The organism is Streptomyces sp. AC512_CC834 (genome assembly GCF_019049325.1).
Classification (GTDB): Bacteria; Actinomycetota; Actinomycetes; order Streptomycetales; family Streptomycetaceae; genus Streptomyces.
The window spans coordinates 413,661-424,716 of sequence record NZ_JAGMUO010000034.1; the positions used below are offsets into that span (position 1 = coordinate 413,661).

General features: G+C 67.6%; 7 protein-coding genes. 2 read left to right on the top strand and 5 right to left on the bottom strand.

Annotated features, from left to right (window positions below; genetic code table 11):
* Positions 1-110: 110 nt before the first annotated feature.
* Entirely contained in the window at positions 111-575 is a 465-nt protein-coding gene (locus tag KUM40_RS15025; protein WP_254395074.1) for an ATP-binding protein, read from the bottom strand.
* 534 nt (positions 576-1,109) lie between these two features.
* Here KUM40_RS15025 and KUM40_RS15030 point away from each other — a divergent pair.
* On the top strand, positions 1,110-1,988 hold the full coding sequence (locus KUM40_RS15030) for a helix-turn-helix transcriptional regulator (RefSeq protein WP_217166426.1): 879 nt from the start codon (positions 1,110-1,112) through the stop codon (positions 1,986-1,988).
* On the top strand, positions 1,985-2,191 hold the full coding sequence (locus tag KUM40_RS15035) for a DUF397 domain-containing protein (RefSeq protein WP_217166427.1): 207 nt from the start codon (positions 1,985-1,987) through the stop codon (positions 2,189-2,191). The genes KUM40_RS15030 and KUM40_RS15035 overlap by 4 nt, the downstream gene beginning before the upstream one ends.
* 57 nt (positions 2,192-2,248) lie before the next feature.
* Here KUM40_RS15035 and KUM40_RS15040 read toward each other — a convergent pair whose 3' ends face one another.
* From KUM40_RS15040 to KUM40_RS15055, 4 genes are all read right to left on the bottom strand, one after another.
* Complete coding sequence (locus tag KUM40_RS15040; protein ID WP_217166428.1) at positions 2,249-5,428, bottom strand: type I restriction endonuclease subunit R; 3,180 nt, start codon at positions 5,426-5,428, stop codon at positions 2,249-2,251.
* Entirely contained in the window at positions 5,425-6,714 is a 1,290-nt protein-coding gene (locus KUM40_RS15045; protein ID WP_308401150.1) for a restriction endonuclease subunit S, read from the bottom strand. Before KUM40_RS15045 ends, KUM40_RS15040 begins: the two co-directional genes overlap by 4 nt.
* A complete protein-coding gene (locus KUM40_RS15050) occupies positions 6,711-8,702 on the bottom strand; it encodes a class I SAM-dependent DNA methyltransferase (protein ID WP_217166430.1) in 1,992 nt (663 codons plus the stop codon). The genes KUM40_RS15045 and KUM40_RS15050 overlap by 4 nt, the downstream gene beginning before the upstream one ends.
* A gap of 98 nt (positions 8,703-8,800) precedes the next feature.
* Complete coding sequence (locus tag KUM40_RS15055; protein WP_217166431.1) at positions 8,801-11,032, bottom strand: N-6 DNA methylase; 2,232 nt, start codon at positions 11,030-11,032, stop codon at positions 8,801-8,803.
* Positions 11,033-11,056: the final 24 nt, after the last annotated feature.

Sequence of the window (11,056 nt, forward strand, 5' to 3'; positions counted from 1 at the left end):
CCCGCCCCGCCCCTCGTCGTCGCCGCCTGTCGAGCGCCGGATGCGGCGCAGGGGGACATTTTGGCCGGGACGGGACGGGGGAGTCCAGCCGGTGAGGGTGAGGCGACGCTCTACGGGATCGGGGGTGGCGAGATCAGGCCAGGCGCCGCGCACTCGGCCCAGACCGTCTTGCCGGGGCCGCCCGAGTCGCGCGGGCAGCAGCCCCACCGGTCGGCCAACGCCGCGACGAGCAGCAGGCCGCGCCCGTCCTCGCCGTCGGCCGGTGGCTGGGACAGCAGTGCGGGGAGGCGTTCCCCGCGCGTGTCGGTGACCTCGACGCGTACGGTTCCGGTCGCGGCGTCGGCCGTCAGGAGCAGGTGGAAGTCACGGCCGGCCACGTGCCCGTGGCGTACGGCGTTCGCGCACAGCTCGGCCGCGACGAGGGAGACGACGTCGTGTGCGTCGCTGCCGTACGGCACGCCCCAGGTGTCCAGCCGGTGCCCGCACATGCGACGGGCGAGGCGGGCGCCGCGCGGAGTCGAGCTGAAGCGCATCGCGAACCGGTGCACGGTGAGGGGGGATTGGGTTGCGGTCATGCACCTACGGTGGCGGCCGGTTTCCCACGGTGACCAGCGGTGACGCGCCGACGCGGGCCCTTCGTACGCGGCGGCGTTCGGCGGTGTACGGAACGGTACGGTGACCGGCCCGGAATCATTGTTCCAGTGGGCCCGTACGACACTGCGACGGACCCGGCCCCATCCAGATGCTGTTGGCCAATCAGTCGGACAACCGTCGCCGTCGCCTCCATGGTCCGGATCCTGGGATTGGACAGTTTGTCCCGGCGACACGCCGCCCAAGTGGCGCATTTGCCGGGACAAATTGTCCAATCACCGACCGCTATGGAGGCTGGGCCCGTCGCCGCTGTCCTCGAACACAACAGTCACCGCGACGCCTGGTGATCAGTAAGCCGCGTCGTGATCCGGTTCACCGTGTGGGTGGTTGTATTGCGATCATGTACTCACAGTGGCATGCCGTGGCCTAGCGTGACCAATGGTGACGCGCCGACGTGAACCCTTCGTACGCGGCGGCACCCGACGGTGTGCGGAGCGGTCCGGGGAGAGGCGTGAGACATGACGAGCGTGCGGGACGAAGAGGCTGGTCAGGGGCAGACGGTGGTACCGGCGCAGGGGGGCCGGAGGCCCGGGGACGAACCGGGGGCGGGGGTGGTGTGCGCGTTCGGACGGCAGTTGAAGCTGCTGCGGATCCGGGCGGGCCTGGAGCGGCCGGAGTTCGGGAAGCGGATGGGCTACTCGCCGGAGACGGTGGCCTCGATTGAGCAGGGGCGGCGGATTGCGCAGCCGGGGTTCATCGAGAAGGCGGATGAGGTGTTGGGAGCGGGGGGTGTGCTCAACGCCCTTAAGGAGGAGGTGGCTCGGGCTCAGTACCCCGCCTACTTCCGAGACATGGCGCGGTTGGAGGCGAACGCGCTGGGGCTGTGTGTCTATGCGGCCCATGCTGTGCCAGGCCTTCTACAGACAGAGGACTATGCTCGGGCGGTCTTCCAGATGCAGCGTCCGTTGCTGGATGACGACGTGATCGAACAGCGTCTGGTGGCGCGGATGATGCGGCAGAACATCTTCACGCGCCGCCCGGCCCCTCTGCTGAGCTTCATCATCGAAGAAGTGGTGTTGCGTAAACCCATCGGCGGACGAGCATCACTGCGAGGACAGTGGGAGCAGACTTTGCTCGTGGGGCAAAACCGCAACGTGGAGATTCAGGTGATGCCGACCGGCCGAGAGGATCACGCAGGCCTGGGAGGACCGTTCACCCTGATCGACAACGCAGAGGGGCGACGCCTGGCGTACACCGAGGTTCAGGACGATAGCCGCTTGTACGCCGAATCAGGCAAGGTCCGCGAGCTTGAGGCCAGGTATGGCATCCTCCGGTCACAGGCACTCACTCCCTGTGAGTCGCTGGCCTTCGTTGAGGAACTACTGGGAGAGAAATGACTGATCAGCCCACGGAGCTGGCTGTGCCAGAGTCGGCCTGGTTCAAGAGCAGTTACAGCAGCGGTGGCGGCGGGGAGTGCGTCGAGGTTGCTACACACCCTGGAGCTGTTCTCATCAGGGACTCGAAGCAGCCTGCTGCGGCCCGCCTTGCGGTTGGTGCCGACGCATGGGACGGCTTCGTGCGGATGGCTGCCAGGCGCTGACCTACACGAAGGGAGGAGCCCGGCGTCTACGCCGGGCTCCTCCCTTCGTCATGTGTCTCAGAAGTCGTCCAGACCTTCCTCGCTGCGGATCATGCGCCAAGCCGCCCGGCGCGCGCTGCGGTCCAGGTTGGACTTGAAGCCGCGGTCGGCGCCGAAGTAGCGCTTGCCAAGGGTGTCGACGGTGGACACGTGATCCATCATGTAGCCGTTGAACGCCTTGTCGAAGACGACGCCGAAGTTGTCCTCGTCGTTGACGACGGCGGCGGCGCGGACCTTCGGGTCGGCCTTGGCCGCGTTGAAGGCCGGGAGGACGTCCTCCTCGGTGAACTCCGTGCCGAACTTGGCGTTGAACTTGTCGATGAGTTCGGAGAGCAGGGACTTCTCCGCGTCCTTGGCACCGCCCGTGCCGTCGCCGAAGCCCTTGAGTTCGCCTGGGCCTTCGGGGCTGAGGGAGACATCGTGTTCGCCGGTCTTCGTGACGCGCAGGTGGCTGAGGTCGACCTCTCCTATGTCGACGCCGCCGTCGGCGCGTCGGGGGAGCCGGTTGAGGAGGTGGCGCCCGTAGAGGTGCAGGCGTTCCAGGTCGGGGTCCTGGTAGGGCACGATCTGGGCGAGGAAGCCGTACTTACGGACGTAGTCGTTGAGGTTGGCGCGGAACTCCTCCGCGGTCTCCACCTCGTCGTCTTCCTCGCTGTCCATGAGCTTGGTGAAGCGGATGACGGCGGGGGAGAGGAGCCGGTACAGCTCGGCGTGCAGCTTCTCCCACTTGGTCTGTGAGCCGCCGGCCTTCTGCTTCGCCTCGAAGTACGCGGTGGCGAACTCGTCCATGTCCTGTTCGGAGATGACAGGGGCGGACATGACGCGGCTCTGGGCGGTGTACAGGAGGTTGGGGTCGGAGGGGAGGGTTTCCGCCTCCTCGAAGTACGGGCGGAAGGCGTCCTGGATGTCCTCGGCCTCGTTGACGAAGTCCAGGACGGCGAGGTCGGCCTGGGACTTGCGCTCGGCGGTGCGGTTGAGGCGGGAGAGGGTCTGGACGGCGGAGATACCGGTCAGCTTCTTGTTGACGTACATCGTGGTGAGGAGGGGCTGATCGAAGCCGGTCTGGTACTTCTCGGCGACGACCAGGATCTTGTACTCCTGCTGGCCCTTGCCGCCTGCCTTGACGGCCTTGTCGTCGGCACGGGTGTACGCGAACGCCTTGGGCAGGCCGCTCTCGGACAGCCCGCCGTTCTCCTTGCTCTCGGTGGTCTCTTCCTCGTCGATGGTGAGGGAACCGGAGAAGGCAACGAGAACACCCAGGTCGGGGTACTTGGTGTCGTAGTCGCGGTCCTTGATGTAGCTCTTGATGGCCCGCGCCATCTGCACGGCGGACTGCCGGGAGGCCGTGACGACCATCGACTTGGCCCGTCCGCCGAGCCGACCGCGGGTGTGGGTCACGAAGTGCTCCACGATCACCATGGCGTGCTGGGAGACGGTGTGCTCGTGGGTGAGCGCGAACCGGGCGAGCAGGCCGTTCGCCTTGGAGGGGTCGACCTCCTTCTCGTCCGGGTTCTGGTTCACCAGCTTCCAGTACGTGTTGTATGTGACGTAGTTGCGCAGCGGGTCGAGGATGAAGCCTTCCTCGATGGCCTGGCGCATGGAGTACGTGTGGAAGGGCCGGTAGACCGCCTTGCCGTTCTCCGTGTCCTCGGTGCCGAAGAGTTCGAGGGTCTTCGCCTTGGGCGTCGCGGTGAAGGCGAAGTAGGAGAGGTTGGCGGCCTGGGAGCGTTCGACGGCCTTGGCCTTGAGCTTGTCGTCCAGAGTGACGGTGGTCGCGCCTTCGTCGTCCGAGTCGGAGTCCAGGCCGAGGTCCCGCAGGGCCGACTTCACGGCGGTGGCGGCATCGCCGGACTGGGACGAGTGCGCCTCGTCGATGACGATTGCGAAGCGGGTGCCCTTGATCTCGGTGGGGTTGCGCTTGATGTAGTCGAGCAGGGCCGGGAACGAGTGCAAAGTGACCGTGACGATCTTGCCGGTGTCCCGGGACAGGGCGCGGGCGAGTTGTTCGCTCTTCGCGCCGTGCTTCTCGTCGATCTTCACGACCAGGCCGTCGGTCTGCGAGAAGCTGCCGACGGTTTCCCGGAGTTGGGCGTCCAGGTTGCGGCGGTCGGTGATGACGATGACCTTGTCGAAGACGGGTTCGCCGGGCGTGATGCGGTTGCCGGCGAGTGCTTCGGGGTCGAGGGTGTTGCGGTCCGTGTCGGCGTGCAGGTCGCTCAGGCGGTGGGCCAGCCAACCGATGGTGTTCGACTTGCCGGAGCCGGCGGAGGCCATGACGAGGTAGTTCTGGCCGGTTCCGTGGGTGGCTGCGTGGGTGGTCAGCTTCTTGACCACGTCCCACTGGTGGTAGCGGGGGAAGATCGTGGACTTGGTCGTGCCGCCGCCGGGTGTCTTGTTCTTCTGCTGGTGCGCGAAACGCTGGAGGAGGTCCAGCCAGTTGTCTCGCTGCCAGACCTGGTCCCAGAGGTAGGACGTGGCGTACGTGCCGTGCGCGGTGGGCTCTGAGTTCCCGGCTCCGCCGGGGCGGCCGGGGCCGTTCGAGCCCGTATTGAAGGGCAGGAACTGGGTGCTCTTGCCCCGGAGCTGCGTGGTGACGAAGACCAGGTCTGGGTCCACGGCGAAGTTCGCGATCACTCGCCGCGTGAAGATCAGCTCGGTCGGGTCGCGGTCCGTCCGGTACTGCTCCTTTGCCTGCTCGACGCCCTGTCCTGTGAGCGGGTTCTTCAACTCGGCCGTGGAGACCGGTATGCCGTTCAGGAACAGGGTCAGGTCGAGACGGTGGCCCCAGTCTGCTTGCTTGGTGGCGTAGGGGAGTTCGCGGACCACGGTGAGGCGGTTGGCACGGTAGCCGTCGAGAACGGAGTCGTCGGCGACGAGGTTTGGCTTGAAGTAGGCGACGCGGAGCAGGACGCCGCGGTCCTTTACGCCGTTCCGGAGGACGTGCAGCAGTCCGTTGTCGGCGATGGCCCGGTCGAGGCGCTGGGCGAAGCCGCGCTGGGCCTCGTTGGCGTCGCCGTAGACGGTGCGGAGTTCGTGCCATTCGTCGGGCTGCGACTCGCCGAGGAACGTGAAGAGCTCGTTGGTGTCCAGGCCGAGTTCGGGGCTGTAGTCCTCGGGGTTCGCCTCACGCCACCCGCGTCCACGGAGGGCGGCGACGATGGCGGACCCGAAGGCGGACTCGTCGTGCACGGGGCTCATGTCGGTACTCCGTCCGTTACGTTGCGCCCGCTGGCGGTGGAGACGTCGAACTGGCCGGTTACGGCGGCGGTGATAAGGGCTTGGCGACGTTCGGCCAGCAGACCGAGTTGACGATCTAGCAGGCGCTGGAACCGTGCCTCGCGGTCAGCTCCGTTGTCGAGCTGCGCCACCAACTCGCGCTGAGTGCTGAGTTCGGGGAACGGGAACCGCTGAGGTCTAAGCTGTTCCCGTGTGAGGTGGGTCATCGTGCTGGTGTTGCCCTGCACTTGGAACACCCGGAGTCGTTCGGCAGCCACCAGACAGTAGTAGAGCCAACGGGGCAGCTCTTCGCCTCGGGACCTGATGCGGTGGAGTGCCTTCTGGTAGTAGATGTCCGAGATTTCTCCGCTCCATACGGCGGCTCGTCCTGGCCAGCTTCCGCCCTCATTGACGAGCAGGTCACCTGCCTGGAGGCGGTATCGGATTTGTTCCTCCGGCGGAAAGTCCATCATCGCCAGATTGTCGACGTCGATCCGGTCCCACTGGACATTAGCTACACGCAGATAAGGACGCAGGTGATCACCCTGGACGCGCTCCTGGTTAAGCATCTTGCCGAGCTCAACCTCGAAGTAGTGCGAGACAGCGCCAACGCGCCAATCAGCGGGGACGGTACCCAGCCAGTCTAGGCCGCTGTTCTTGCGGGCACCCTCTACGTGTGTGCCGCGTACTGCGTCGAACACGCGCCGGAAAGCGGCTTCCTTGATCAACATTCGCTGGTGCTCGTGCAGCTCGCGTAGTCGGTCTATGCGGGCAGTCTCGTCGTCGAGGAAGTCGGCGATGCGGCGCTGCTCCTCAAGAGCTGGGGCCCGCATTGCGATATTGGCGTAGCGGTCGGCGTTGAAATTCTGGATTGTGGACGTAACGGCTTCTGAGTGCACAATCCCCTGAAAGCTGGCAGATTGAGCGGCGTAGGCTAGGAAGCGCGGGTCCACTCCTTTCTTAGGGCGGAATCGAATCAAAAAGCCAGCGAAAGTGTGACCATCCGCTTGATCGGGAACCAGGAAGGCGCGTCCCAAGGTCCCACTGCGGGAGAGCAGGAGGTCCCCTGGATGCAGTTGGTGTCGGGTCTCAACGATCGTCCGCACATGCACCCCGGTGGCCGGGTCCTTGAGAGCACCTCCGGCCGTGATGTCTGAAGTTCTAATAAGACGAGTGCCCGAATCTGAATACATCTCCGCAGAGACGTTTAGACCGTACTGTCCAGAATCTACGCATAGATGCTTCAGGCGAGTTTCCACCCAGTTCATTCCGTTACCTCCCCCAGCAGCCCCTGAATCTCCGCCTCCAGCGTCTTCAGCTCCGCGTCGATCTCCGCCAACGGTCGCGGCGGCTCGTACACGTAGAAGTACCGAGTGAACGGGATCTCGTACCCCACCTTGGTCCTGCTGTGATCGATCCACGCGTCCGGCACATGCGGGTGAACCTCCCGCTTGAGGTACGCCTCGACATCCTCACCCAGCGGCACGTTCTCGTAGTCCCGCAGCTCCGAGTCCGGCTCCGACTCGCCCTTGATGAGCTGGACCTCGCCCTCCGGGTCCCGTACCCCGACCGCCTCCCGTACCGCCTTCGCGAAGGGTGCCCCCGCCGGCCACAGCCGCCCGGATTCGATGACCGCGTCCTTCAGGGCAACCAGCGCCTCGGACTTCGTCCCCCATGACGAGCCCAGCAGCGTACGTACCGCCGCCACGAACCCCTCGCTGGACTCCAGCTTCTGCACCGGCTTCGACGCGGCCAGTGCCGCCAGCGTCTCCTCGGTCACCTCGAAGCGGAGCTTCAACGGCCGCTCTACGGTGATCCGCTGGTACCCGAAGTCCCTGTTGGCGAAGACCTTTACCTTGCCGTGGAGAGGGTGTTCCGCGTCCTTGGCGACGGCGAGGGCGTCGCCGTATAGCCGGGTCACCGTGGCGATGTGGTCCTTGCCCAGCTCCTTGCGCTTGTCGCCGAGGGACTTGCGCATCTTCTGCCACTGGTCGCGGGCGTCCAGGAGGACGACCTTGCCTTTGTGCTCCGGGCTCTTCCTGTTCGTCAGGATCCAGAAGTACGTGGAGATGCCGGTGTTGTAGAAGAGCTGGTCGGGGAGAGCGACGATGGCCTCGAGCCAGTCGCTCTCCAGGATCCAGCGGCGGATCTCCGACTCGCCCGAGCCGGCCGCGCCCGTGAACAGGGGCGAGCCGTTGAAGACGATCGCGATGCGGGAGCCGCCCCCGCCGCTCACGTCTACCGGCTTCATCTTCGCGATCATGTGCTGGAGGAACAGGAAGGAACCGTCGTTGATGCGCGGCAGCCCCGCCCCGAAGCGCCCGGACTCGCCGAGCGTCCTGTGCTCGTACTCGACCTCGTCCTTCACCTTCTTCCACTCCACGCCGAACGGCGGGTTGGCCAGCAGGTAGTCGAAGGACTTGCGGGCGTGACCGTCGTCGGAGAAGGAGTTGCCGTACGCGATGTTCTCCGGGTCCTGCCCCTTGATCATCAGGTCGGACCGGCAGATCGCCCACGACTCGGGGTTCAGTTCCTGCCCGTACACCTCCACGTCGGCGTCCCGGTTGTAGGCCTTGATGTGTTCCTCGGCCGCGGACAGCATGCCGCCCGTACCGCACGCCGGGTCCATGACCTTGCGGACGACACCCGGGAGGCTCAACGCGTCCCCGTCCGGTGCGATCAGGAGGTTGACCATCAGGTTGATGACCTCGCGCGGTGTGAAGTGCTCACCCGCGGTCTCGTTGGACTGTTCCGAGAAGCGGCGGATCAACTCCTCGAAGATGTAACCCATGTTGTGGTTGGGCACGACCTCGGGGCGCAGGTCCAGATCCGTGAACTTGCCGATGACCAGGTACAGCAGGCCCGCACTGTCAAGGCGCCTGATCTGCTGGGCGAAGTCGAAGCGCTCCAGTACCCCGCGGGCGTTGTCCGAGAACGCGCCCACGTACACCAGAAGGTTCTTCGCCGCGTTCTGCGGGTCGGCGGCGATCTTCCGCAGGGTCAGGCTCGATGTGTTGTAGAAGGAGTGACCCGACGCGCGGCGCAGCCAGTCGTCCGGGTCGATCTCGGTGTCCTTGTACTGCGCGGCGACATCCGTGACTTCCGCGCGCGTCGGCTCCAGCACGCACTCCAGTCGCCGCAGCACCGTGAACGGCAGGATGACCTTGCCGTAGTCGGACTGCTTGTAGTCCCCCCGCAGGAGGTCGGCGACGGACCAAGCGTGGTTCGCCAACTCCGTGTGCTTACTGCTGTTCAACTGGATCCCCGAGTTCCTTCCGGTGTGTCCCGCCCCTGTCGCGCCGTCCCCCGGCACGGGTGCGTCCAATTGTGGTCGATGTGTGAACGTGCGGATGCCTAATGCCGCGAATCGCCACCCCGCGAACGTGTGGCCGTGCCCTTGCCACCGCCACCGCCACCGGCACCCCGCGACGGGAGTAGCTGCCCCCCGGTCAGCCCGCCGGCCAGCAGCCGTGCCGTGTCCCCCGCCAGCCGTGTCGCCCGCGCAGCCTCCGCCCGCAGTTCGTGCACGCGCCGGAACGCCTCCCCGTAGCGCCGCTGCTCCTCCAGCGGCAGCAGCGGCACGCGCAGCCGCCCCGGGCTGACATTGAGTACCGTGCTGCCCGTCGACGCGCCAGCGATGTTGTCCTCCGCCCCCAGGAAACCGGCGAGGAACCAGGCGTCCAGGCGGGCCGGGTCCGGTCGGAACAGGTGGACCTGCGTGCCCAGCAGTACGTCGGCTTCCTCCTCGCTCGCCACCCGGGCCATCGGGCCGCCTCCGCTCGCGACGGCCCGTACGAGCACATCCCCGGTCACGATCACCGGAACCGTGGCGCCGCCCAGTTTCTGCGCGTCGCCGGTCGGCCCGGAGCTTCGCGCGATGTCCGAACCGGTGAGGACCGGGCGGTCAGCAGCGGCTCCACCCCCGTCCTCACCACCTCCACGCCCCCGCGCCGTCTCCAGAACCGTCCGCAGCAGCGTCAGCGCACCGCCACGCGCGAGGTCCGACACCGTCGCCGTACGCCACTCGCGGGCCGCCGCCCCCGCCGCCCCCCAACCCTCGTATGCGGCGGCCCGACCGAGGGCTTTGGCCGCTCCCACCAGGTCACGGCGCGTCGCGTCCACCTCTGCCCACAGCTCGGCCGGGTCGGCCTCCGTCCGCGACGCCCGTACGAGACGGGCCGGAGTCAGGTCCACCACCTCGTCGAGCAGGTCGACGACCCCGACCGCGCGGGCCAGGCCGGACTCGTCCTCGAACGTGTCCGGGTTCTCCGTGAACGCCCGCCACGCTCCCAGCGCCCTGCCACGGATCTCGTCCCAGTCCAGGGTGGCCGAACGGCTGCCACCACGCGTGCTGCGGTGGCCGGTCCCGTCGCTTCCCGCGGTGCCGGACCCCTGGGGGACCTCCGCCGTGTCGACGAACAGCACCGACTTCCGGTCCGCGCCCCCAGGCTCGGGGCGCTGCAACACCCAGATCTGCAAGCCCACGTGCAGCGGCATCGACGCGCCGACGGGCAGCGCCACCACCGCGCGCAGTGCTCCGCTGCGTACCAGCTCGGCCCGCACGCGCCGCCCCGACGCGCGCCCGGCCGTCGCCGGGGGCAGAAGCAGCACCGCATGCCCGCCCGGCGTCAGGTGGGCGAGCGCGTGCTGCACCCAGGCCAGCTCCGACTCGGCGCGAGCCGGGACGCCGTACGCCCAGCGTGGGTCGTAGGCCAGTTCGTCGTGGCCCCAGTCCCGGATGCCGTAGGGCGGGTTGGACAGCACCGCGTCGGCGAGCAGTTCGGGGAAGGCGTCCGCGCGGAGGCTGTCGTCGGCGCGGACCGTGACCGTGGCCTCCGGTGCGGCCAGCATGAGGCTCACGGCGCTGCGGCGGGCCTGGACGGGCAGCAGGTCCTGGCCGTAGAGCTCGCGTGCACCGCGCCGGGATGCCGCCGCGAGGAGAGAGCCGCTGCCGCAGGCCGGGTCGAGGACGCGGGCCGGGGTGCCTGGGACGAGGGCGGCGATGAGGTCCGCGAGCGGCTCGGGGGTTCGGTAGGCGCCGCTCGCCGCGCTGTCCTCCAGTTCCCACTCCGCCAGCACGCCCAGCGCGGCCTGTCCGCCTTCTTCGCGTACGCACGCGTACAGCGCGCGGAGGACGGCAGCGTCCTCGGCCGTGAAACGGGCGGTGTCCGCCCCGCTGCCCGGGACGGCGTCGGCGACGCCCGCTCTGTCACGCTCGGCCTGGGCCGCGAGGTCCGCGTCGGACAGGCCGGCGGTGGCCCCGAGGTCTCCGGGGGAGTGGCGGGCCGCTGCCAGGACGAGGAGTAGTAGTTCGACCGAGTCGCCACCGGCACCGCTGCCGCCGCGTCCGTGCAGGCGGAGCATCGTCCGGAGTTCCTCGGCCGGGCTGGCGGCGGAGGCGTGTCCGCGCGTGGCCAGCCAGGCGCGGACCGTCTCCAGGTCGTACAGGGGGCTGCTCTCCGTACCGCTGGACGGCTCGGGGAAGTCGTCGTGCCGGCGGCGCCAGTTGCTGACGGTGGCGCGCGTGACCCCGGCGATGCGGGAGATCTCGGCGGCCGTCACCTGTGCGGTGGGCTGCTGGGGCATGGCGGTTCCTGGACCTCTCGGTAG

Coding starts and splice junctions, on each gene's coding strand:
- KUM40_RS15025 (WP_254395074.1), bottom strand. CDS start 575: ATGACCGCAACCCAATCCCCCCTCACCGTGCACCGGTTCGCGATGCGC.
- KUM40_RS15030 (WP_217166426.1), top strand. CDS start 1,110: ATGACGAGCGTGCGGGACGAAGAGGCTGGTCAGGGGCAGACGGTGGTA.
- KUM40_RS15035 (WP_217166427.1), top strand. CDS start 1,985: ATGACTGATCAGCCCACGGAGCTGGCTGTGCCAGAGTCGGCCTGGTTC.
- KUM40_RS15040 (WP_217166428.1), bottom strand. CDS start 5,428: ATGAGCCCCGTGCACGACGAGTCCGCCTTCGGGTCCGCCATCGTCGCC.
- KUM40_RS15045 (WP_308401150.1), bottom strand. CDS start 6,714: ATGAACTGGGTGGAAACTCGCCTGAAGCATCTATGCGTAGATTCTGGA.
- KUM40_RS15055 (WP_217166431.1), bottom strand. CDS start 11,032: ATGCCCCAGCAGCCCACCGCACAGGTGACGGCCGCCGAGATCTCCCGC.